The 23,678-nt window shown below is 36.2% G+C and carries 27 protein-coding genes; 6 read left to right on the forward strand and 21 right to left on the reverse strand.

Going from position 1 to position 23,678, the window contains the following annotated elements:
• Positions 1-135 precede the first annotated feature (135 nt).
• The 4 genes from BCR26_RS07830 to dhaK are packed head-to-tail and all read right to left on the reverse strand — an operon-like array spanning position 136 to position 3,229.
• Positions 136-1,263: a glycerol dehydrogenase gene (locus BCR26_RS07830; RefSeq protein ID WP_069698428.1), complete on the reverse strand. Its 1,128-nt coding sequence runs from the start codon at positions 1,261-1,263 to the stop codon at positions 136-138.
• Positions 1,264-1,284: 21 nt separating this feature from the next.
• Positions 1,285-1,653 (reverse strand): dihydroxyacetone kinase phosphoryl donor subunit DhaM, encoded by a 369-nt coding sequence (dhaM, locus tag BCR26_RS07835; protein WP_069698429.1) that lies wholly within the window; start codon positions 1,651-1,653, stop codon positions 1,285-1,287.
• Positions 1,650-2,234: a dihydroxyacetone kinase subunit DhaL gene (dhaL, locus tag BCR26_RS07840; protein ID WP_069698430.1), complete on the reverse strand. Its 585-nt coding sequence runs from the start codon at positions 2,232-2,234 to the stop codon at positions 1,650-1,652. Before dhaL ends, dhaM begins: the two co-directional genes overlap by 4 nt.
• A gap of 11 nt (positions 2,235-2,245) precedes the next feature.
• Positions 2,246-3,229 (reverse strand): dihydroxyacetone kinase subunit DhaK, encoded by a 984-nt coding sequence (dhaK, locus tag BCR26_RS07845; protein WP_069698431.1) that lies wholly within the window; start codon positions 3,227-3,229, stop codon positions 2,246-2,248.
• 174 nt (positions 3,230-3,403) lie between these two features.
• On the opposite strand from dhaK, the gene BCR26_RS07850 reads away from it, so the two are divergent.
• The gene (locus BCR26_RS07850; RefSeq protein WP_069698432.1) at positions 3,404-4,396 is read left to right on the forward strand and encodes a dihydroxyacetone kinase subunit DhaK; all 993 of its coding nucleotides are present in this window, start codon (positions 3,404-3,406) and stop codon (positions 4,394-4,396) included.
• Between the two features lie 56 nt (positions 4,397-4,452).
• On the opposite strand, the gene dhaS is transcribed toward BCR26_RS07850, so the two are convergent.
• Positions 4,453-5,025: a dihydroxyacetone kinase transcriptional activator DhaS gene (dhaS, locus tag BCR26_RS07855; RefSeq protein ID WP_245676937.1), complete on the reverse strand. Its 573-nt coding sequence runs from the start codon at positions 5,023-5,025 to the stop codon at positions 4,453-4,455.
• 156 nt (positions 5,026-5,181) lie between these two features.
• On the opposite strand from dhaS, the gene BCR26_RS07860 reads away from it, so the two are divergent.
• Complete coding sequence (locus BCR26_RS07860; RefSeq protein WP_069698434.1) at positions 5,182-5,556, forward strand: VOC family protein; 375 nt, start codon at positions 5,182-5,184, stop codon at positions 5,554-5,556.
• Positions 5,557-5,627: 71 nt separating this feature from the next.
• Here BCR26_RS07860 and BCR26_RS07865 read toward each other — a convergent pair whose 3' ends face one another.
• The 4 genes from BCR26_RS07865 to BCR26_RS07880 all read right to left on the reverse strand — a co-directional run bounded on the left by BCR26_RS07865 (position 5,628) and on the right by BCR26_RS07880 (position 11,153).
• Positions 5,628-6,434, reverse strand: a complete 807-nt coding sequence (locus tag BCR26_RS07865) for an alpha/beta hydrolase (RefSeq protein ID WP_069698435.1) — start codon at positions 6,432-6,434, stop codon at positions 5,628-5,630.
• A gap of 504 nt (positions 6,435-6,938) precedes the next feature.
• Positions 6,939-8,495, reverse strand: coding sequence for a ribonuclease Y (gene rny, locus BCR26_RS07870; protein ID WP_069698436.1), 1,557 nt, complete (start codon positions 8,493-8,495; stop codon positions 6,939-6,941).
• 261 nt (positions 8,496-8,756) lie between these two features.
• Positions 8,757-9,800: a recombinase RecA gene (gene recA, locus BCR26_RS07875; protein ID WP_069698437.1), complete on the reverse strand. Its 1,044-nt coding sequence runs from the start codon at positions 9,798-9,800 to the stop codon at positions 8,757-8,759.
• 105 nt (positions 9,801-9,905) lie between these two features.
• On the reverse strand, positions 9,906-11,153 hold the full coding sequence (locus BCR26_RS07880) for a competence/damage-inducible protein A (RefSeq protein ID WP_069698438.1): 1,248 nt from the start codon (positions 11,151-11,153) through the stop codon (positions 9,906-9,908).
• 214 nt (positions 11,154-11,367) lie between these two features.
• Between BCR26_RS07880 and BCR26_RS07885 the strand changes: the two genes are divergently transcribed.
• Complete coding sequence (locus BCR26_RS07885) at positions 11,368-12,495, forward strand: HlyD family secretion protein (RefSeq protein WP_069698454.1); 1,128 nt, start codon at positions 11,368-11,370, stop codon at positions 12,493-12,495.
• A 109-nt stretch (positions 12,496-12,604) separates the two neighbouring features.
• Here the strand turns inward: BCR26_RS07885 and BCR26_RS07890 are convergent, their stop codons facing one another.
• The 6 genes from BCR26_RS07890 to BCR26_RS07915 all read right to left on the reverse strand — a co-directional run bounded on the left by BCR26_RS07890 (position 12,605) and on the right by BCR26_RS07915 (position 17,297).
• Positions 12,605-14,158, reverse strand: coding sequence for a flavin monoamine oxidase family protein (locus tag BCR26_RS07890; RefSeq protein WP_069698439.1), 1,554 nt, complete (start codon positions 14,156-14,158; stop codon positions 12,605-12,607).
• A gap of 75 nt (positions 14,159-14,233) precedes the next feature.
• Complete coding sequence (locus tag BCR26_RS07895; RefSeq protein WP_069698440.1) at positions 14,234-14,779, reverse strand: hypothetical protein; 546 nt, start codon at positions 14,777-14,779, stop codon at positions 14,234-14,236.
• Entirely contained in the window at positions 14,779-15,465 is a 687-nt protein-coding gene (locus tag BCR26_RS07900) for a GNAT family N-acetyltransferase (protein ID WP_069698441.1), read from the reverse strand. The genes BCR26_RS07895 and BCR26_RS07900 overlap by 1 nt, the downstream gene beginning before the upstream one ends.
• Entirely contained in the window at positions 15,466-15,894 is a 429-nt protein-coding gene (locus BCR26_RS07905; protein ID WP_069698442.1) for a winged helix DNA-binding protein, read from the reverse strand.
• Between the two features lie 289 nt (positions 15,895-16,183).
• A complete protein-coding gene (locus BCR26_RS07910) occupies positions 16,184-16,807 on the reverse strand; it encodes an NAD(P)-dependent oxidoreductase (protein WP_069698443.1) in 624 nt (207 codons plus the stop codon).
• Positions 16,808-16,874: 67 nt separating this feature from the next.
• Positions 16,875-17,297 carry an Rrf2 family transcriptional regulator gene (locus BCR26_RS07915; protein ID WP_069698444.1) on the reverse strand — a complete coding sequence of 141 codons (423 nt, stop codon included), beginning with the start codon at positions 17,295-17,297 and terminating at the stop codon, positions 16,875-16,877.
• 185 nt (positions 17,298-17,482) lie between these two features.
• Here BCR26_RS07915 and BCR26_RS07920 point away from each other — a divergent pair, with 185 nt between their 5' ends.
• Complete coding sequence (locus tag BCR26_RS07920) at positions 17,483-17,677, forward strand: DUF4177 domain-containing protein (protein ID WP_069698445.1); 195 nt, start codon at positions 17,483-17,485, stop codon at positions 17,675-17,677.
• Between the two features lie 328 nt (positions 17,678-18,005).
• On the opposite strand, the gene BCR26_RS18930 is transcribed toward BCR26_RS07920, so the two are convergent.
• The 5 genes from BCR26_RS18930 to fitA form a co-directional block, all read right to left on the reverse strand.
• Positions 18,006-18,164, reverse strand: coding sequence for a DUF2798 domain-containing protein (locus tag BCR26_RS18930; RefSeq protein WP_084387064.1), 159 nt, complete (start codon positions 18,162-18,164; stop codon positions 18,006-18,008).
• 309 nt (positions 18,165-18,473) lie between these two features.
• A complete protein-coding gene (gene fitD / locus BCR26_RS07930; protein ID WP_069698447.1) occupies positions 18,474-19,424 on the reverse strand; it encodes an iron chelate ABC transporter substrate-binding protein FitD in 951 nt (316 codons plus the stop codon).
• Between the two features lie 44 nt (positions 19,425-19,468).
• Positions 19,469-20,227 carry an iron chelate ABC transporter ATP-binding protein FitD gene (gene fitC, locus BCR26_RS07935; protein WP_069698448.1) on the reverse strand — a complete coding sequence of 253 codons (759 nt, stop codon included), beginning with the start codon at positions 20,225-20,227 and terminating at the stop codon, positions 19,469-19,471.
• Positions 20,224-21,192 (reverse strand): iron chelate uptake ABC transporter family permease subunit FitB, encoded by a 969-nt coding sequence (gene fitB, locus BCR26_RS07940; RefSeq protein WP_069698449.1) that lies wholly within the window; start codon positions 21,190-21,192, stop codon positions 20,224-20,226. The genes fitC and fitB overlap by 4 nt, the downstream gene beginning before the upstream one ends.
• Positions 21,189-22,136 (reverse strand): iron chelate ABC transporter permease FitA, encoded by a 948-nt coding sequence (gene fitA / locus BCR26_RS07945; RefSeq protein WP_069698450.1) that lies wholly within the window; start codon positions 22,134-22,136, stop codon positions 21,189-21,191. The genes fitB and fitA overlap by 4 nt, the downstream gene beginning before the upstream one ends.
• A gap of 202 nt (positions 22,137-22,338) precedes the next feature.
• Here fitA and BCR26_RS07950 point away from each other — a divergent pair, with 202 nt between their 5' ends.
• Both BCR26_RS07950 and BCR26_RS07955 read left to right on the forward strand, forming a co-directional pair.
• Positions 22,339-22,782, forward strand: coding sequence for a YueI family protein (locus BCR26_RS07950; protein WP_069698451.1), 444 nt, complete (start codon positions 22,339-22,341; stop codon positions 22,780-22,782).
• A 15-nt stretch (positions 22,783-22,797) separates the two neighbouring features.
• Positions 22,798-23,205: a hypothetical protein gene (locus BCR26_RS07955; protein WP_069698452.1), complete on the forward strand. Its 408-nt coding sequence runs from the start codon at positions 22,798-22,800 to the stop codon at positions 23,203-23,205.
• A gap of 86 nt (positions 23,206-23,291) precedes the next feature.
• On the opposite strand, the gene BCR26_RS07960 is transcribed toward BCR26_RS07955, so the two are convergent.
• Positions 23,292-23,678, reverse strand: a 387-nt coding sequence (locus BCR26_RS07960) for a transposase (RefSeq protein ID WP_211272291.1), incomplete at its 5' end; no start/stop codon positions are given.

Genomic DNA, 23,678 nt, shown 5'->3' on the forward strand with positions numbered 1-23,678 from the left:
CGTATGAAATCAACGATTAAACAAGTGATTTCATACGGTTTTTATTGTTGCAAATTCCAGTCTTAGATTCTTGTCACGCCTTATATACAACTAACTTAAAATAGGTCATATCCTACTTTTTTAGCAACTAACCTTTTATTTTGTTTTATATTTTTTACCAATCGCATCTGCAACGATAATTGCTGATTTTACTTGATCGATCGTCACAGGGAATGGCATAGAATGAATAGATTCTTCTGGGATGCAGGTTTTCTCGGCAACAGCCGTCAGTTCTTCATCAGAAATTTCCTTCACCCCTAAATCTTCCAAACAAACAGGTAAGCCAATTGATAAAGCAAAATCTAGCACTTCATACAGTTCTGCTTTAGGAGCATTTTCCAAAACAAGCTGACAAATCGTACTAAAAGCAACTTTCTCGCCATGTGTTGCTCCATGAGCATCGTGTAGCACAGTTAATCCATCGTGAATGGCATGAATCGCTGCTAACCCAGCACTCTCAAAACCTAATCCCGACAACAGAATATTGGCTTCAATGATATTTTCCAAAGCAGGAGTCACAACATTATTTTCAGAAGCAATTTTAGCTTCTAGACCATCTTCTAGTAACGTTTCATAACATAGTTTCGCTAAGGCTAATGCAGTATTTGTTCCTTTGGCTGGTGGGCAAACCCCTTCACGAGCACCACAAGGCAAGCCAGCGTTGACATTCGAGTAAGAATTGTGCGTCGCACGTGCTTCAAAATAAGTAGATAACGCATCACCCATACCAGAAACTAAGAAACGAGTTGGCGCGTTAGCAATGACAGTCGTATCAATCAATACCAAGCTAGGACTTTGAACAAAATAAGCGTAATCATCGAATTGGCCATCTTCTGTGTATAAAACAGCGGAGTGACTAGTAGGCGCATCGGTGGCTACAATGGTAGGAACAATGATTAGGTTATGTCCTTCAGCTACACATTTCGCCGTATCAATCGCTTTTCCGCCACCTAAACCAATGACACAATCACAAGCATTTTCTGCCGCAACTTTTTTCAAACGAGCCACTTCAATCCGTGATGCTTCGCCATGAAAGTCACTTTCAACAAAACTAATGTCAAAGGACTCCGCCGTTTTATCTAATTTGCCACGAACTCTTTCAACGTCGTCTTTTCTTGCAATAAGTAACGCTTTCTTTCCAAATGTTTTAACAAAGTAGCCTAAATTTAGTAACTCGTCTTCTCCTTGAACATATTTCGTTGGACTAATAAATGCTTTTCTCATGATTCTGATCCCCTTCTCAATTTATTTAATTTTTAAAGGAAGCAATTGTTCCTTAATGGTTTCTATGGATGTCTCTACTTGTAAAAGTGCTGCCGCTGTATACGCGCTTTCTACTAAAGCTGTATCAAATAGCAAAATTTCTTTTTCCGTCATATCCATGGCCATTTCTAAATTCATTTTGGCGCTACCTAAATCATAAAAAGCCAGTAAAGTCTCCGCTGTATTGCTTTCAAAAGCTGTCAGAATTTTTTCAAAAGAAGTTCCTACTTCTCCTTGCTCCAAACCTGCCGCAACAGTAATCGGTACATCCTTGGCAACTTCTCGAATTAAGCGCTCAATGCCTTCCCCAATCTCTTTCACATGGGAAACAATCACAACTCCATTGCTCATGAAATTACCCCCGCTTCTAATAATGACTGAAAGAAATACTTACTAGACATTGCTCCTGGATCAATATGACCTACCGAACGTTCACCTACATAAGACGCCCGCCCTTTTTTAGCAATCAACTCTTTAGTTCCTTCAGCAAAAGTTTGTAATAATTCTTCTGTTAACTGATTTTCTTTAATCGCTTCAATTGCCGGTGCCCATTCATCTAGCATTGTTTTTTCACCAGCTTCACTGCTACCGCGTTTCTGAATTCCTAAAAATCCTGCCTCTAAAATCGGAATCACTTCTGTGGTCGTTGCAGACGCTTTGGCCATTTCCATCATAGCAGTTCCATACAAAGGTCCTGAAGCACCCCCAACTTTACTAATTAAAGCCATCGCAGTTAATTTGAACACGTCCATAACGGTGTCAGGATTTTTACTTCCAAGACTTTCCGCGACCGCTTCCATGCCTCTTGCCATATTATTTCCGTGGTCTCCATCTCCAATCGGTGTATCTAATTCGCTTAAATAGTCTTTGTTTGCATCAATTTTTTCTTTAAAAAGTTCTAACGTTTTTATCAAATTTTCTGTCGTAAACATTTGAAATCCTCCTACCACGCAGCAGTATCTACTGCTTCATTTAAATACGTTAACCAATCTTCTTCCAACTTCAATAGAGTCAATGAAACGCCTGCCATTTCAAGAGAAGTCATAAAATTCCCTACTTTTGAATACGGAATACTTAGTTGATCCTGTTCCAACAAACTCAAACAATCTCTGTAAAAGATATATTGCTCCATTAACGGCGTTCCACCTAAACCGTTAACAAGAATCGCAAATGAATCTCCTTCGTTCCATTCAAAATCAGCTTTCAATTTCAAAACTAGTTCTTCAGCCATTTCTTTAGATGGTTTGATTTTTTCTCTTTTATAACCAGGTTCGCCATGAATCCCTACACCAAACTCAATTTCATCATCTGCTAAAACAAACCCTGGTTTTCCAACTTCTGGAACGGTTGCACCCGATAAAGCAACTCCGATGGTTTTTAAATTTCCCACTACACGTTTTCCTAGTTCAACTAGTTCGTCAAGGGATAATCCTTTGCCAGCAGCTGCTCCCAAAATTTTATGCACGAAAATAGTGCCTGCTACTCCTCTTTTCCCCTGGGTATAGGTACTATTTTCAACGGCAATATCATCATCTACCACAACGGTTCCAACTTGGATTCCTTCCATTTCGGCTAAATCTTTGGCCATATCAAAATTCATAATATCACCAGAATAGTTTTTTACAATCATTAAGACACCTTTACCTTGATCTACAGCTTTAATTCCTTCAAGAATTTGATCAGGGGTTGGTGACGTAAATACTTGCCCACAAACAGCTGCTTGTAACATCCCATGACCAACAAATCCAGCGTGTGCCGGTTCGTGACCGCTACCACCACCACTAACGAGAGCAACTTGGCTAGTCAGCTCCTTTTGCTTAATAACAAAAGTTTCTGGTACTTGTTCTATTTTCTCATTATGAGCACGTACAAAACCTGCAACCATTTCAGTTAGGACATCTTGAGGATGATTGATAATTTTTTTCATGTCTGTTCCTCCTACTTATTGTATACGTTTACAATACAACTTTCCCGAAAAACTTACAACGGACAAACAAATAGATGTGTCCGCTTTCATAGAATCTTTTTCAATCAGAGATAGTTTTCATAGACAAGACAGCGTATAATAAAAATAGAACTTACCAACAAGGAGAGACACTCAATGAAACAGTTTATTAGTGCTAGTGGACATATCCGCCAGCAATTACTCGCTGGGATTTCATCTGCCTATTACCAGCAATTAGATTGGATTCAGGGAACTGGAATCGTAAAAAAGAAATTGATTGATCCCAACAAAGTTGTATTAATTAGTGGTGGTGGAAGTGGTCACGAACCAGCCCATGTGGGGTATATCGGAGAAAACATGCTAGACTGTGCTGTTATGGGAACTATTTTCGAACCGCCATCCAGTAAAGAAATTTTACAAGCTATTGAAGAAACGTACAATCAGCAAGGCACTTTGCTAATTATTAAAAATTTTGAAAAAGATCTTCAGAGCTTCTTAACTGCCGAAAAGCAAGCTCAGGAAAAAGGCCTCAATGTTGCTCATGTGATTGTCAATGATGATTGTTCTGTGAAATTAGGAACCTTTGAAAAAAGACGACGGGGTGTTGCTGGAACTGTTTTTGTGCATAAAATATTAGGGGGCGCAGCATCCGCAGGAAAAAACTTACCCGTATTAACCGCGCTAGGCAACGACTGTATCCCTATGATAAAAACTTTAGGAGTAGCCTTTTCTTCAGCCACACCAGCTGGGATGGTTCCTCAACAATATGAATTAGAAGAAGATGAAATGTATTTTGGCATCGGTATTCACGGCGAACCTGGTTATCGTATTGAAAAAATGAAATCTTCTGAACGAATTGCTATTGAATTAGTGAATAAATTAAAACAACAATATGATAAGCTAACCCTCCAAAAGACGGCAATTTTAGTCAATGGCTTAGGTGGAATTCCCTTACTTGAACTGAGTGTTTTTATGAATGATGTCCAACAACTCTTAGAAATCGAAGATATTCCTGTTGCTTATTCGCGAATTGGAAATTTTTTAACAGCTTATAACACAGACGGTTTATCTTTGACCTTGCTAAATATTAAAGAAGAAGAATGGTTGAATTATTTGAAAATGCCAACCGATGCTTTTGGGTGGAAATAATTATAAAGAGCTGAAAAATGAGACGAATTCCGTCCACCTTTTCAGCTCTTTTTTACTTATTTAGTTTTTTCCTCAAATCCCATCAAGAAGGCCAATTTCATCTTTCTGGCAAATAACTCTGCACTTACTTTACAACCAGATAGCAGCCATTTAATCGTTAATGTAACAAAAGCATTCGCGTAGAACTCTTCTAAAAATTGATGATCTGATTGCTCAACTTCTTCGTTTTCTATTTTTTTCAACACAAGTACTTGATGAATTAACGCTTCTAAATGCCGAGTATAATATTCTTGAAAAGAGTTTTGACCATCAAAAAATAAAACTTTCCGATAGAAAACCTGATTTTCTTCAAAATACTTTAACAAATTCTCAACGATGATTTCCCAGCCCTCATAAGCTAAGTTATCCTCAATTTTTTCTATGGCTTCTTGTCGGAATATCCAGTCAACTAACTCATACTTATCTTGAAAATAATCGTAAAATGTTTGTCTCCGCATTCCACTAGCCAGCATTATCTTAGCAATCGTCACTTTCTCAAAGCCGATTTCAATGACTAACTGCTTAAATACTTTTGCGATTTTTTTTTGCGTAATCAATGATCCTGTCATTTTTTCTACACCTTTAGCCACCTGTATTCGTTAATTGTATTGTATCAGTAATCTTATTAATAGGGAATCTTTATTCACAATTTCGGTTTATTTCAAACTCACAAAAAAAGTGTTCCTACTGACGAGCAGAACAAATGTTCTTGTGATTGTAATTAAAAAGGAAGGGGAACGAAAGCAATGATGGATCATTTTTCAATACATGTTTGGGAGATTGAAAAGAGTAAACAATTTTGCACAGAGGCATTGATGCCTTTAGGAAATGAAATAAAAATGGATTTTGGAACGGCTGTTAGCTTTGGTAAGAAAAATAGTAATGGCGGAGATCCCGCTGGTAGTTTCTGGCTTACAGAAGGAGAACCAAAACACATTCATTTTGCTTTCAGTGCCAGTTCTAGAGAAGAAGTTGATGCTTTTTATCTTGCCGCGATACAGGCAGGTGGGATCAGTAATGGTACGCCAGGAATTCGCTCTGATTACCATGAAAATTATTATGCTACATTTATTATTGATTTAGATGGCTATAATATTGAAGCTGTTTATCATGGTCAATAAATAAATTTGACTAATAATTAAGAGAGAATCAAGAAAAGAGCTATTCGCCTTTTTCTGATCCTCTCTCTATTCTAGTTATGCTTGTCTAACCATAAAACTACTTCATCAAAAATCTCATTTTGTACCGGTTCGTTAAAAATCTCATGCATCAGTTTTGCATAAATTCTTAGTGATTTGTCTTCAGAAGCAATTTCAGCGAAAAATTGTCTAGAATCTTGTTCTGAAACTAATCCGTCTTCTAATCCATGCATCACTAAAACTGGTGCTGTGAATGCTTCCGCATTTTCTTTTAAATAATGAATTCCTTCTGGCATCATATTCATTAAGCCAATTGAAATCTTTTTCTCTACTAAAGGATCTGCGTTGTAGGCTTCTCCCACTTTTGGATCAGAACAAACGCCCGCTCCCAAGGTGTTATCTATATACGTATCTGCTGGCATATCCACTGGTAATGGTCCAAACGTTTCTTTGCTGTAGCGTGTTAAAGCTCCCGATAATACGATGCCATCCACTGCATCTGGATATTTCGTTCCAAATAAAGAAACGGTAAAGCCACCCATACTATGACCAATTAGAAAAACTGGTAATTCAGGATTTTCTGCTTTCGCTAAGTCAACAATTGTTTTTACATCTGCAATAATTTCAGTATAATCGTTGAAAAAAGCGCGTTTTCCTTCTGAACGTGCATGCCCTCTTTGGTCATAGCGATAAACTGAGTAGCCTTCTTTTAATAATCTTGCTGTTAAGTGATCATATCGATTCAAATGTTCTGCTAATCCATGGGCAATGACAATCACTGCTTTAGGCTTTTCCACTAAATCTTTTCTCATGAATAATTTTGTGCCGTCAACAGATGAAACCATTTTTTCTTTAAACATTGCAATTTCCTCCTCAAATTTTGTATACGTTTACAATAAAGCCTTTTCATAAAAACTGCAACGGACAAAAAAGAAGAACTGTCCTCTTGGTTTTTCTATCAAGATGCTTCTTTGGCGTTGCAAAGCAGGTTGATTCAGTCAACGTGACCTATTCCCCATTTGCGCCTATCATTGATAAAACTGTTCCGTAAAAATGTTAGGTAACTCAAAGACACTTACTCCACTTTGAGATAACTAAGCAATTTAAATAATGACTTGATTCCAAAACGGGAGATTGATGGGGACTAAAACGGCTTGTCCGCGAATTCTTAGCCTCTAGAAGAGGCAAACTATGAATTGAGTAATAATCCTACCCAAAAGATTATCACTTGTTAAAATGACTTTTAGAGGGGAAATTGTGGCACTCATCAAATCATTCAAATTAAAAATGAAAAAGAACCTTGGAATCAAAAAAAGAACGAAGAGTTTTTCTTCGTTCTTTTTTTGATTTAGTTATTAATTTTTTTACTTCGCGTAATCTACTGCACGAGTTTCTCGAATAACTGTTACCTTGATATGTCCCGGATAATCCAAGTCATCTTCAATTTTCTTACGAATGTCTCGTACTAAACGAACCGCTTCAAGGTCAGTGATTTCATCTGGTTTTACCATTACACGAACTTCACGTCCGGCTTGAACGGCAAAACTGGAATCAACTCCCACAAACCCATTAGAAATATTTTCTAAGTTTTCTAAACGTCTAATGTAATTTTCTAGTGACTCGCTACGAGCACCTGGTCTTGCTGCTGACAACGCATCTGCTGCCGCAACTAGAACAGAAATGACAGATGTTGCTTCCACATCACCATGATGGGATGCAATAGCATTGATAACTGTTGAATTTTCTTTGTATTTCGCAGCTAACTCAGCACCAATCTCTACGTGCGAGCCTTCAATTTCATGGTCTAATGCTTTACCAATATCGTGAAGTAAACCAGCACGCTTCGCTAGTTGAACATCTTCACCTAATTCAGCCGCTAATACACCCGTTAATTTTGCAACTTCGATAGAGTGATTTAATACATTTTGACCATAACTAGTACGGAAACGTAAACGTCCTAGAATCTTAATTAGATCTGGATGCAAGGTATGAGCGCCTACTTCAAAGGCTGCTTGCTCTCCATACTCACGAATTCGTTCATCCATTTCTTTACGAGATTTTTCAACCATTTCTTCAATACGAGCCGGATGAATCCGACCATCTTGAATCAATTTTTCTAATGTCATACGAGCAATTTCTCTTCTAATAGGATCAAACCCAGAAAGAACAACTGCTTCTGGTGTATCATCAATAATCAAGTCAATACCCGTCAAGGTTTCCAATGTACGAATATTTCGTCCTTCACGCCCAATAATGCGGCCTTTCATTTCATCATTTGGTAAGCTAACAACAGAAACGGTTGTTTCCGAAACTGAATCTGCTGCGCAACGCTGAATAGCCAATGATAATAAATTTTTTGCTTTACGATCAGACTCTTCTTTTGCACGTAGTTCAGATTCTTTTACCATTATTGTTAATTCATGACTCAATTCTTCTTCGGTCGATTTCATGATAATATCTTTTGCTTCATCTTTTGATAGTGAAGCAATACGTTCTAATTCCTGATGTTGTTTCTCTATTAATTTTTCTGCTTCCTTGTCTCGTTCATCAATTAATTGCTGTCTAGCACCAAGTTTCTCTTCTTTTTCTTCCAGTGAACTTTCGCGCTTCTCAATAGATTCATCTTTACGATCTAGTGATTGCTCTCTTTGAAGCAAACGATTTTCTTGTGTTTTAAGTTCTAATTTGCTTTCTTTCAGCTCACTTTCAATTTCTGACCGATACCTTTGGTTTTCTTCCTTAGCTTCCAGCAAAGCTTCTTTTTTCAGCGTTTCCGCTTCTTTTTTTGCCCCTTCAAGAATTCCAGCTGCCGAGTTTGTTGCACTATCTATTGCCTTTTCATGACGAGATTTTGCAGCGACAAACCCTAAACCAAGACCGACAATTAAACCGATGATAGCGAGGAGAATTTCTAAAACCATTGTTTCCACCTCCATACTATCTTTTTTAACTTTCAATATTAATGTAGTTTTCTGATAAACTATAATCCATTATCAATATGCCTACTTGCATATGTGTATTTTGCACACAACTTTATTCTAATGTTTGTGTACCAGTGTGTCAACTTAAAAAAGGCTATTACTATCGAAACAAGTCGCTAAGACTAAAATTTATTCTGAATAATAAAAAGAAGGAACAGATAAAGACATTGGACTGTCCTTATCTGTTCCTTCTTTGGTTGTTTATTCCTCATCAAGTGGCAATTCTTCTTGCCCTTCTTCTATAGTAGTGGAACCATCACCTATTCCGTAAGCATCACGTACTCGTTTTGATACTTCAGCGACCATTTCAGGATGTTCCTTCATGAAAATCTTCACGTTTTCACGACCTTGACCAATACGCTCTTCTTTATAGCTATACCATGCACCACTTTTATCAATAATATCTTTTTCAGCGGCCATATCAAGTAATTCTCCTTCTTGCGAAATTCCTTGACCATACATAATATCCACTTCCGCTACTTTAAAAGGAGGAGCTACTTTATTCTTCACGACTTTAATTTTTGTTCTATTACCGACAATGTCCGTTCCTTGTTTCAATTGCTCCGCACGACGAACTTCTAGACGAACTGTTGCATAAAACTTCAATGCACGTCCCCCAGGAGTCGTTTCTGGATTCCCAAACATAACTCCAACTTTCTCACGAATTTGGTTAATGAAAATAGCAATCGTTTTTGTTTTATTAATTGACCCTGAAAGTTTACGTAAAGCTTGAGACATTAAACGAGCTTGTAGCCCAACATGGCTAGCACCCATCTCTCCATCAATCTCCGCACGAGGTACTAATGCAGCTACTGAGTCAATAACCACGATATCAATCGCTCCACTGGAAACTAATGCATCCGCAATTTCTAGTCCTTGCTCACCTGTATCTGGTTGAGAAAGAAGGAGTTCATCGATATTAACACCCAACTTTTCTGCATATTGTGGATCTAACGCATGTTCGGCATCAATAAATGCTGCTGTCCCGCCTTGTCTTTGTACTTCCGCAATCGCATGTAAGGCTACAGTTGTTTTACCCGAACTTTCTGGTCCATATACTTCAATTATTCTTCCACGTGGATATCCACCTACACCTAATGCAACATCTAAAGCCAATGAACCACTAGGAATCGTTGAAATCTGTTGATCGATCTTCTCCCCTAGTTTCATGATTGAGCCTTTACCAAAGTTTTTTTCTATTTTCTTTAATGCAGCATCTAAAGCTACTTTACGATCATCTGCCAATCGATAATCCTCCTCATATATAAACGATTTAAATTCCTGTTAGTACATCTATCATAACTTTTTTATTTAGAAAAAGCAAGAAAAAGCGAACAAATATTCGCATCTTTATTTTTTCCCCTTTACCGATCTACGAATCAAATCTAATCCTTTCATTACTGCACTGTGACGAATGTACTTACGGTCGCGCGTAAAGTGGTGCAACTCTGCAAATGTTGGCTTATCTTTTTCAGCGATACCAATCCATACCGTTCCAGCAGGCTGGTTTTCCAATTCATCTGGACCAGCTACGCCAGTAAATGAAACACCATAATCAGCACCTGTTAATTTTCTTGCTTGTTCTGCCATAGCAATTGCACAAGCTTCACTGACAACACCATTTTTATCCAGCAGATCATGGGGGATTTTTAATAGTTGTTCTTTCATTTCCTTAGAATAAGTAACAAATCCGCCAACAAAAACTTCTGAAACTCCTGGAATATCTCCCAAAGTACTTTGAAAAAGTCCTGCTGTTAAACTTTCTGCCGCAGTAATAGTCTTCCTCTTTTCCTTCAACTGTTCAACCGTAACTTTTGCTAAACTGTTCTCATCTCCATAACCATAAAAGTACGCTCCTACTTTTTCCATAATTTGAGCCTCTACTGCTGAAAGCATGGCTTCTCCCTTTTCTTTACCAGAAACTTTTGCCGTTAAGCGCAAAGTTACTTCATTCGGTTTAGCATACGGAGCTATTGTGGGATTCGTTTGAGCATCCATTAGTTCCTTTAAATCGGTTACTAATTGAGACTCGCCAATTCCATAAAAACGTAATACTTTTGACATCAACTGTTCTTGTTGTGGAACCATCATTTCCAATAAAGGCCGTGCGTTTTGATGAAACATCGGTTTTAGTTCATTAGGTGGCCCAGGAAGTAGCAAATAACTGGTATCCCGTTCCGTAATTAACGTTCCAGCAGCCAAGCCTGTTGGATTTTGAATCACTGTCCCTCCTTCTATGATTAGTGTTTGTCTCAAATTGTTCTCTGTCATTTTACGCTTCGAGAAGGTGAAAAATTGTTTTAGTTTCTCCAACGCTTGTTGATTCTGCACTAAATTATGTTGAACATGTTTTGCTACAACATCTTTTGTCAAATCATCATCAGTAGGACCCAATCCCCCACAAAGAACCACTAACTCGCTGCGTTTTTCTGCCTCACCTAACAGCTCTTCCAAACGAGTAGGATTGTCTCCAACTACTGTATGATAATAGACTTCAATTCCTAAACTAGCTAACTCTTCAGATAGAAATGTTGCATTTGTATTTACTACCTGACCTAACAATAACTCCGTACCGACTGCAATAATTTCTGCCTTCATTTTTTTCTCCTTCTCTCGTTTAACATACGAAAAAAATTTCTCTTTTCATTTTATCACACTTGCTTTTTTTGAGGTAAATTTGCGTTTTTTCGCTTTATATAAGATATAGAAGTATTTTACCATGGGACCAAAAGTTAATTATGAAAATAATTGTGATATAATTATCCAGAAAGGGTATTCATTTTCAAAAAAAAACGTAATTGGAGGAATTAAAATGAGCTATTTGGTTTTGTTGGGAATATTTGGACTGCTAGTTGGATTTGCTTCCTTAGCGCAAGCAATCATCAAAAAGCAAGCAAAAAACAGAGGTCTAATTATTATTGGGGTTAGCCTTTTTATGATTATCGGAGCAGCAATAGCTACACCTACCTCGCCAAAGATTGAACTTACCGAAAAAGTTATTGAAACGAATTCAAAAGGTGTAGCTCTTATTAAAGGAACAACAAATGAGCAAAGTACTATCCGCATTGATGATAAAAAAATAGCAGTCAAAAATGAAACCTTTGCTTATTCTATTCAATTAAAGGATAAAAATGCAAAAAAACTTACCTTCGTAGCTTCTATAAATGATAAGGATAAAGTAGCCACCATCGAAGTTAAGCCGTCAAAAGAATTTCTTGCTTTCCTTGATGAAAAAACTCAGACCGCTGAAAATTTGACTAAAGTAAAAACTGCCCTTGCTCTAGCTGAAAATGAGCCGACACAAAAAAATTATGATGAGGCTGCTACTTTGGTGGCTTCGCTATCCAGAAATCAAAAAGAAGACCAGAAAAGGTTAGCGATTGTTAAAGAGCACATTCCAATTTACACAGCCGTTAGTTTAGCGGAGCAAGAGCAAACCAAAGAAACACTTGACTCTGCTACCGCATTCGTTGAAAAAGCAACTTTAAATAGAGCTGATTTAGCCAAACGTTTGACGAAACTCCAACAAACAATCACTGAAAAAGAACTAGTTGCTTCGGCTAAAGCAGCCGTTGAACAAGCAGAAAAGGACCCGACAGACAAACATTATTCACAAGCTATTGAAAAAATCAGCGCCCTTCCAAATGGAAGCACCGCTTTTTCTGAACGGATAAACAAAGTAAAACAAACCATAGAAACACAAAAAGAAGCTGCTAAGCAACTGGCAGAAGCACAAAAGAAAGCCGAAGCTGAAGCTATCGCGGCACAAGCTGAAGCAGAAAAAGCACAAAACCAAGCTCCGGCAGTTGGGCAAACTGTCTTAATCACCCCTACTGGAAAAAAATACCACACCTATAAATGTGGCAATGGTGATTATTTTGAATCTACCTTAGCTGAAGCACAGTCAAATGGCTTGACACCTTGTGCTAAATGTTATTAAAAAAGTGTCTGTTACCAAACTTAATGCGTTTGGTAACAGACACTTAATATAGAAATATTGCATTCCCCTCCTATTTCTAACTCAAAAGACTTTCTTACAATCCAACTAACTACTTCTTACCATAACCTTGTTCATTTATTTTTTCTGAGGCCAAGTATCCAGATTGAACAGCTGCCTCAAAGGTTGGATAGACCATATAGTCCCCCGCTAAAATCAACGACCCTTCATTCAACTCATGTAATTTTAATAGTCTCTCGTAAGCTCCTGGATTCATCACTGGATAACCATAAGTGAATTTTTTGATGTCATGTCCTGTTATTTTGCTACTTGCTGACTCAAAGATTTTATCTAAATCTCGGTAAATATTTTCAAGCAACTCTTGATCACTAATTGTGTCTAATTCGTGATTACTACTTGATTCAGGTGCAACATAAACTGACATAATATACCCGTCAGCATTTTCTTTCGTTTCATCATATGCTCTTTCCACCCAAGTCGCATCATATACATCTGTAAAATAGTAGCCATCTGGAACAGCTAAATCAAAGGCTTTATTAAAAATTGGTTCATCAGAAAACAGTGCTACAGTTGCATAAGAAGCATACTCAATGTTTTTCATGATGTCCTTTTTCTCTTTTGAAATTACATCAGCCGCTATTCGCAAGGCCTCTGGTGCTGGCACTGCTAAAATAACGTTTTTCCCACGAACTTTCTTCTCTTTTCCATCATTTTGAGCATAGGTGATTACGTACTCTTTTCCATCTTTAGAAATATTAGTAACGGTACTACTTGTTCTAACTTTATCACCTAGTACGTCTCCTAACTTGTTCGTAAGTTCAGTCAATCCTTTCGTAAAAGAATAAGAACCAGATTCTTCTTTCTTGGCATTTTCATATTCTTGTCGGATAGCTTCTTCAGTGTTTCTTGCTGCAAAAGCCTCTTCTGTTAATTCCTCATCTGTTTCATCGTAATCAAAGGCCACTTCCGGTATTAAATTTAACGCAGAGATTTCATCAATAGTAGCGCCAAACAATCCTTTTGCTGTAACATTGTATTTTTTACTGTAGACTTCTGGAATATCATTGTCTTTCAACCATTTACTTGCAGTAATATGATCTAATTGCTTCATTCGTTTATTATAGTCTAGTTCTGGTAGCTCATCATAATTTTGATACTCATCTGCAATAAGTTTTGTAAATTTTTTGTAATCATCAAAACTACTGTTGTTTATTAAATAGCGCTCAACACCATCGTGACCATAATAAAACTCTTTTCCATCAAAGTAGGCATCCATCGGTGAAGGAATTTCTTTTGGTTCTAATCCTAACTCATCAATCATCTGAGCTAAAGTTGACTCAGGTGTGCCAAGGTACTCTGTTCCTTTAGCATAGCTGAAATCTTTGTGAACCTCAGAAACTGTTCGACCACCCACTGTATTGCTTTGTTCTAGAAGAATGAAATCTTGTTCTTTCAAATAATAGCCACTTGTTAAACCAGTGATTCCGCCACCAACAATGATGGTATCATGTTCTTCAATTTCTTCATCTGTCTTGTCTGCCATATTTTCCACTTTCGAATTTGGAAAAGCAAACTTGCCACAACCACTCATTATTAGATACAACACCAACATCATTGATGCAATTTTTAATTTAAATATGTTCATTTTCAAAAACCTCCAGCTCCTATTAATTTAGAAATTTTTCAACAAAACTCATATGATAATCACGAACAATCTCTTTTACATGGCGCTAACTTTTCTTACAATGTTTGCCAACATAAATAGATCAATAAATTTGGCAATGAAAAATTGGAACGCAACAATAATTCCCGGATAAACTGGGTAGCGATAAAAGATTGGGAAAACTGTATATAAGACTGTTCGGATATCTTCTAAATAAGAAGTCCGATTGTTAAGAAAGTTCATTGCCACTTCCTGTGGAACAATATTGTACGCTTTAGAAGATATATAATAACAAAAAAAGATAAATCCTAGCTGCATCATCAGACTTAAATACGCCAATAAGCTATAAAAAATACTGAATATTTTATTAACGAAACTCGGTTCTTTAAAACTGTTAAAACCAACATTGATCAATTTATAAACGATAAAAATGTTTAGTAAACAAGAAATCACAATTAGTAATCTCAAATCGATTATTTCATATTCAATAATCGAAGATTGAACAAAAAACAATGAAAAATATAACAAGATAAAAAATATAGGCTTAATCATTTTTTTTAGTTCGAACCAATTTACTTTATCCATTTTATAGAACAAACTCATCACCCCTCCTTTGATTTCTTTTTACTACTTATTGACAAATCGCTGATAGTTAGTTGAAAAACAATGCCTTGTTCTGAGGTATCTATGCTAGCATTAGGCTTAGTTAGCGCAAATTCAGCACGTACTTGAAATCCATAACGCTCATAAAATTTCCAATTGCAGTCGGTAGTGGTCCAAAGAAATACTTTCTCCACCCCTCGCTTCCGGCAAAAATCAAGGTATCTCTTCATCAATTGTTGCCCATACCCCTGTCCTCTTAACTTCGGAGAAACAATGAACAAGTTAATTTCACCGTCAAACTCTTTTGCCAAAGCTTCACCATCTCTGTCATAGCTTTGCATCTCTTGATATACTTTACGCGCTTGCTTTTGATCCCCCAAATCTCCTAGTAAAATATGCCACCAGATTTCAAACTGGTTTTTCCAGTTAACAAGAGCATAAAGAAATGATTGCAAATACCCAACATCTTCGATACTTCCAAAGAGAATCCCTTGTACTTGGTCATTTTGATCTACTAGGAGATCTAAGTGCTGTGACCAGTTTACACAGTTTAAAACATAATACTTGTAAATGTATTCTGGATGTTTCGGCGCGGCAAAATCTTCTTCAAAGAGCCAGGTACTTTTAATTAATGCCATGCAGCTTTCCAGATACTTCTTTTCAAATTTTTTATGGCTTACTTTCATTTAGTCACTCATTTCTTCTATGATGATAGCTAGCGTAGACTCAAACTGCTCAAGATCTTCCTTTCTTACTCTATTTCGAACATTTTTAACAACTTGCTCTAACAAAGAATCATTTACACAATAATAATCCATAAATTTTTCAGTTACATTCAAAAAATAGCGGCGTTTATCAGTAGGATCTTGTTCCCTTTTCAGATACCCTTTTGTGATTAGCTTGTTGATTCGATAGTTGGCATTTGAAGTAGAAATTTTCAAAAAATCAGTTACTTCTGAATAAGTTGGTCGGTTTAAAAGATAAACAATCTCTAGTGTTGACATATCTGTAGAGCTCAAAGTAGATACCCCTTCAAACTTCTGATGCTCTATTGCATTTCGATAAAAATTTATGGCCAATTTGTTATAAAATTCATCAATCAATTCTGGTAGCATCTAAAAGTGCCCCTTTCAAATTACCTCAAAAATTTTAGCTAATTTTTTGTATATATTTAATATACTAAAAATGAAATAATTGTCAAGCTAAAATACTTCATAATTTAACGCCAAAATCAAAAAAGAGAGGACAGACAAACCGAAAAATCAGTTTTGTCTGTCCTCTTAATCCGAATAAATAGTGGTCAAAAAGGATCGATCATGGGAAATCCACCTAAGACCATTTAACTCATAATGTATCTACTAGTTTTTAGAGAGGCAACTCTGCTCAAAAAAACTTGTTTCATGCTTACTGATAAACACTAATTCGTTGATTTGGATGATTAGCGCTCTGAATTTCATCCAGCATAGCAATTGCATAATCTGCATAACTGATGTAGCTTTTCCCTTCAGCATTTACCGTAAACTCTTCCCCTGCAACTGAATATTCTCCTGTTTCTACACCTTCCGCGTCAAATTCTGCTGCTGGGCTAATATAAGTCCAATGAACCTCTGTTGCAGCTTTCAACAAATCTAATCCTTTGCCCATTGCTGTTGCTAATGGTTTGAACGCCTCTGGGAAATCTGGTGTATCCTTTAGCTGTATGTGATGCTGTTTATCTACGTATAGACTCCCAGCGCCACCAACAACCAGCAATCGCGTTTTTTGCCCTTTTAGAATAGCAATCAAGTGCTGCGTCGATCTAGTAAATTCCTCTACATCTTGCCAAAAACCTAACGCACTAACCAAAACATCGAAGCCTTCGACATCTTCTGACGTTAGTTGATAAATATTTTTTTTAACTACTGGAATGTCACTTCCTAACGTTGAAACATTACGAACAATTGCTGTTACTTCTAAGCCACGTTTTTGGGCTTCCTTTAAAATAAGTGAACCTGCTTTTCCATTGGCACCTAAAATTGCGATTTTCATTTATATTCTTCCTCTCTTAAATAGAACTTTTTTTGTTACATTTGATTTTAAAAAGCAAGAGGCATTTTTAGCCTCTTTTTCCAACCATTTGTGCAATAACTTCTGATAAATAAATATGCGCTAACTCTTCTTCCATTCGCTGTTGCACTTTAGAAAATTCATTCTCTAATGTCACTTGAATAGTTGCTCCTACGACACAATTAGGATTAGGATTTTGATGAATATTAAACACCTCTCGATCCAATTCAACTGCTTCATAAATAGCATACAGAGAAATTTCTTGCGGTTTTTTCAACAGATAATTTTTACTTAAACCTCGTGATGTTTGAATTAAACCAGCTTTTTTTAATTTGCTCATTAATCGTCTCACTACTACGGGATTCGTATTCACACTAGATGCGATAAACTCCGAAGTCACTAGCTCTGGCGGTCCTATTTCAATCAAACTTAAAATATGAATCGCAACACTTAATTTTGTCGACATGGCCATGTCCTTCACTCCAAACTAATGTAACGATTTTAGTTACATATTTATTTTACAATTTAATCTAGAAAAAGTCAACTATTTAAAATATAAAAAAATAAAAAACGACAAGTATGCAATCGCTTCCAAACTCGATGATTTATATTCTCTTTAATGATAGAATACTATTATAACGAAAGGAGCGACTAACTGTGAAAAAATATGAATTTGTCTCAATTAAGCCCATATCCAAAGGAGGCGTAATCGGTGAGCTCACGGAACATCGTCAAATCATCTCTGATTATGCTTCAAAAGGTTATACCTTTATCACAGCGATTCCTGTTGAAACCAATGCTAGTGGCTATCCTAGAAAATTTGATCTTGTCTTTGAAATCGAGAGTGATTGAAATCCTCTCTTTTTTATTGTGAGTCCTGTCAGGCACAGACTTCCAAGTCATTAGAAAGAAAACTGAGTCTCTTACTAATCTACATTCAACTGATTATTTTGATACATAGCGAGTATTTTTCTTGCTAGAGGTTCCAGTACTAACCATTGCAAAGTCAGAGCCATAATAATAGATTTAGCAAAAACAGTTAGGTATATCTGAAAAATATTTCCTGAAAACCACCCTTTGTTATTAAACCAAAAACAGACATAAAATAACCATACCAAAAACCTTAGAACCTGAGATAGCTAAAATAACTTGGACAGGATTTTCTTTATTGATTGGTAATTTAAAAGCAATTTTTGACCACAGGAGCACCGATAACTGCATCAACAATAAAAGCGACTATAAATCCTGGAAGAAACAAAAAAATAACTGATTGTATCAATTCTTTACTAAAACCTTCCACTGATGCTGTATTGTAAATAGTCATTCCAAATGCCATCATACTTCACATCACCGTTGTAAACATAAGACCTTCTTTTTTATTTCTTGGCATTCTATTCCACTCCATTTTTAATAGATTTTGACACAATTCTCATCGTAGCATAACAAAAATATTTTCGTAAGTTAAATTTTCACTAGAAATAATCTCTAAAAATTTCTTTTACTATTTTCTTTAAACTACTATCTCTGTTATCTTTTACAAAACAAAAAAACAGTTTCATCAAAGATTGTTTATGCTAGTCAAAATGATTCTTCATTCATCTAACTTAAAGTCTTATGATGTCACTGTTATTCTTCATTCCAAGTAAATTTATTTCAACCCTTTTTCAACATCTTGAATCATCAAGTGTGTTGACTCTATGCCACCACCACTTAAATACCAAACATCTGGTTGTAAGAAAATAACTTTGCCCTTCTTACCAGCGTTTGTTTGTTTCACTAATTCATTCTCTTGAACATTATTATTCGTATCGTCCCCACCAATCGCTCTGGTACGGTCAATCACAAACAATACATCAGGATTTTTTTCTAAAACATATTCATAGGATACACTTTGCCCATGAGTAGAAGCTTCGATATTTTCGTCTGCTAGTTTGAATCCAAAGGTATCGTGGATAATGCCAAAACGAGAGCCTTTCCCATATGCAGATAGCTGTCCTTCATTTACTAAAACCACTAACGCTTTTTCTTCACTTTTTTCAGCTTTGGCTTTCACATCGGTAATTTCTTTTTCTAATTCGCCAATCTTTTTATCCGCAATCTCTTTCTTATCAAAAATCGTCCCTAAAGTTTCAATATTTTGTTTCGTCGATTCCCAAGTATTTTTTGCGTCTACTGCTAAATAAATTGTGGGTGCGATTTTGCTTAACTTATCTTGAAAGTCCTGTTGTCTGCCAGAGATAATAATTAAGTCTGGAGCTAGCTGATTAATTTTTTCTAAATCTGGTTCTTTAATCCCACCTGCAGATTCTACTTTAGTGTATTTTTCTAAATATTTCGGTAAATTCTTTGTTGGAGCTCCTATCACTGTATCCCCTTCGCCTAAATCATCAATGGTGTCTAGTGACCCATTATCAAAAACAACGACCTTTTTGGGATTTTTCGGCACTTCAACAGAGCCATTTGAATCTTTTACTGTAATGGTTGTTGCTTTTTCAGAACTCTTGTCCGATTCTTCCGTTGTCTTTTTACTATTACCACAAGCTCCTAAAAGTACTAAACTAAGCAACGATACTGTTGCTACTGCTAAAAATTTCTTCATTTGTAGTTTCCTCCAATAAATTTCATTTATGATAAAATTTAAACTTAATTAAAATACATGCAGAATCGCTTGCCTTCAATTTCACAGATCCGAATATTCATACCATAAAGTTTGTTTAAAACTTCCGATTGAATCACATCATCTGTTGTTCCATGCGTGAAGAGCTTACCATCCTTCATGGCAACAATTTCATCAGCATAGCTAGCGGCAAAATTGATATCATGAAGCACGATAATAACTGTCTTACCAAATTCATCTACCAATTGACGCAAGGTTTGCATCATCTGAACCGCATAATTCATGTCCAAATTATTTAATGGCTCATCAAGAAGAATATAATCTGTATCTTGTGCTAGAACCATCGCAATGTAGACTCTTTGAAGCTGTCCACCAGAGAGTGTATCAATCATCTCGTCAGCTAGCTCTAATAAGCCGAGATTTTCCATCGCCGTTTCTACTTTTTGATGGTCTTCTTTCTTCAATCGTCCTTTTGTATACGGAAAACGACCAAAATTGACTAATTCACGGACCGTAATTTTTAAATTGATACCATTTGCTTGTTTTAAGATAGAGAGCTTTTTTGAAAGTTCACTGGATTTCCAGGCTTTTACTTCATTATGATCCAAATATATTTCACCAGTATCTTTAGGAATCAAGCGACTCATCATGGAAAGAAGCGTACTTTTTCCTGCACCATTTGGGCCAATAAAGGCTGTTAATTTTTGCTCCGACACTGGTAACTGTATTTCTGAAACAACTACCTTTTCACCATATTTCTTGGAAACATTTTTTATTTCAATCATGTTCGCTGCTTCCTCTCACTGATAATTTTTCCAACAAAGTAAATCCCTCCACCAAATTCAATGACAATACTTAATGTGGTATTAAGTTGAAAAATTTGCTCTACAAGAAACTGACCTAAAACTAATAACAAAATGGCTAACAAACTACCACCGATAAATAGATCTCTATGTCGATAAGTTCCCATAAATTGATAACTCATATTGGCCACAATAAAGCCTAAAAAAGTTACGGGTCCAACTAAAGAAGTAGACAACCCAACTAAAGCACTAATCACAATCAACAAAATCGTTTGAAAGCTTGAGACATTAATTCCTAAATTCACTGCTTGGTCATTCCCCAAATGCAGAACGTCTAGCGCAGGACTTTGTACCCATAGGAAAAGGGCTAACCCAACAATCCCAAGACCTGCAATGATTAAATACTGACTATTTACATTTCCGAAACTTGCAAACAACTTTCCTTGTAATAAATCATACTCATTCGGATCCATAACAACCTGCAAAAAGGTACTGATACTATTAAAAAATGTTCCTAAAATAATCCCAATCATTAATAGTAAAAATAAATCATTGCCACTTCTTTTTAACAGTAGTTTTGCCAGTGAAAAACCAGCTATAACCATTAATAAGACATTTAGAAAAAAAGTACCCATAGAATCTTTTCCCAACAACTGTTGCCCTCCTAAAAAGAAAAACAACAAGGTTTGGACAAAGACATAAAGTGAATCTAACCCTAAGATATTAGGCGTTAAAAAATGATTTTGTGTCATTGTCTGAAACGAAATGGTCGAAAATGCTGCCGCAATTCCCACAAATACAAATGCTAATAACTTCTTCCCTCGTAATTCTAATGCAAAAGCCCAGTTTCCATAGGTCTTATAGGATAAATATAAGAGACATATACCTAGAACAGCTAAAATCAAAACAAGGATTTTAATCGCTGGTCGTTGAAAATATTTTTTCATGCAGGCTGCCTCCTCATTAATAAAGCAATAAAGATCAAGCTACCTAAGACACCTACAACGACACTAACCGGAATTTCATAAGGCGCAATCACAACTCGTGCTAAAATATCACAGATAAGAAGGAAAATCCCTCCAGCCATTGCAGTAATCGGTAGGGTGTTCTTCATATGATCGCCATAACGCATAGAAACGAGGTTAGGAACAATTACCCCCAAGAAAGGAATACTTCCCACCATAATCAAGACAACCGCACTAGCCAAAGCTACAATGCTTAATCCAAGCATTTGAATCCGCCGATAATTCATTCCTAAATTAACCGCCAAGTCCTCACCCATTCCAGCTACCGTAAATTGATAAGCAAACAAATAAATAATCACTAGCAGTGGAACAGTCAAATAAAGCAATTCATAGCTTCCTTTCATAACTGTAGAAAAATTCCCTTGTAGCCACGAAGACATATTTTGAACTAATTGAAACTGGTAAGCAAAAAAAGTAGCGATTGATCCAACAATATTTCCGAACATCACACCAACTAAGGGAATCATTACTTGATTCTTAGCAGGTAGAAATCTAGTAATATAAATAAAAATCATCGTTCCACCTAAAGCAAATAAAAAAGCGACAAAGGAACGGAATAATAAAGGTGCTGTCGGAAAAAATAACATTACAACTAAAATCCCCAGTCTAGCACTATCCATCGTTCCAGCCGTACTAGGTGAAACAAATTTATTTTGTGTTAAATGTTGCATAATCAACCCTGAAACACTGATCGTACTTCCAGCAATGACTAAACTAACGGTTCTAGGAACCCTCGTTGTTAATAAAACCAATTGCTGTTGATAATCCCCATGCAAAATTTCTGTCAGAGAAATATTCTTTACGCCAACAAAAATGGACAACACAGCTAAAAGGAGTAAGAAAATAAATAGGCCTATCTTTTTCATAAACGCACTCCATCTTTTCTAATTGAGAATGATTTTCATTCTTGATTATTAGTTTATGCGAATTCAACCAGAAAAGCAACTCTTTTTTCATTCTATTTTAAATAGGATCTTAAATTCTCTGCTAATTATTTTTTGAAATTATTCTATGCTATAATTTATCTATAGATATGAGACCGAAGGAAAGGAAGCGAGTGAAAAAAGAATGGCGCAAGATGATTTACAAAAAAGATTAGACAACTCTATGTATGGAACCCCTTTAATAAAACCTGAGGAACAAAAAAAATATCTGGGAACCTTCAGAGAACGATGCTACCTTACAATGAACGTTCGTCAAATGGCAAAACCAGAATTGAGAGCGGATTTAATCACGGAATTAAGGAAGTATCCAGAGGCTTCTGTATTATTAAATGGCACCCTTACCAGCCAGTTACAAGCCACTTATATCAAACTACTGACGGATATAGGAGCAAAATTTACGATTATTAACGATGGTGTTACCAACACTCCTGAATCAGTCGGACTGATTCTAGCTGCAAAAGAAGCGGTGAATCAAGATATCATAGATATCGAAGAAAAATATCCTAAACAGATCAATGAACAAGAAAAACCAGAGAAAAAAAGTTTTTGGGGCAAATTGTTCCATTAAAAGGAGAGAATTAAAATGATCGAAGCAAAATTTTTAAAAGAAGATTTAGCTAATGCCTTGAATGTTCACATTACCCTTTTAAAAGATGTCGATTCAATTGATAGTGACCACTTAGATGCTTTCATTTTTATGATGCGGAGTTTTGGCTTTATGTTCGATAGCGCCCCTAAAGTTTTGATTAACAGCGATGAGGAAGAATTGAAATACATGATGTTTCAATATTACAGCTTACTGAACGAGTTAAAGTACAACATTTTTCTTAATTTTCCTTACGCCCATTTACAAGGAAGGAAATTAATCGAGATTGTTGATGACTTTCCGACAACTTACGAACGAGAAATGAAACAATGGTGGGAAAATATGACTGGATTGGAAATTGAAGAAACAAAACAAACCATTGCAATTAAAGAATTAGAGTATTAAAGCGTATGATTTAGGCTCATTGTCAACTAGTGTTGGTGAAGAAAAACCAATAGAATAGTGTGAGTTAGAAAAAGTTTGTAGAGGGATCATTTCTCTACAGGCTTGTTCTTTTTCATGGGATTGAAAAGGGTGGTTCCTAGAGTTAATAGAATTCTCAGTTTGAAGTTATAGAAGCTTCTAAAGCCATACGCATTTCGTTTCAATACTTTAATGTGATTGTTCAAACACTCTAAGGAACCGTTAGAATATGGCTGTTCAAGTGCGTTTAAAATGCCTTCTTGATACTGTTTAAACGTCTTAATGGTTGTCGCATATTTCTCTGATAGATGAGAATAGTTTTGTTTTAAAAGCTCTTGAAACCAGTGAGAATCTTTCGTCCGAACCGCTGCTAGAAAATCTTGGTAGACACCATATCCTTGCTTGAGTTCTGGGCTATAGGAAAGCAAGCGGTCAACGACTTCTGATTCAGTCAA

The sequence above is a fragment of the Enterococcus rivorum genome (assembly GCF_001742285.1).
Taxonomy (GTDB): domain Bacteria; phylum Bacillota; class Bacilli; order Lactobacillales; family Enterococcaceae; genus Enterococcus_L; species Enterococcus_L rivorum.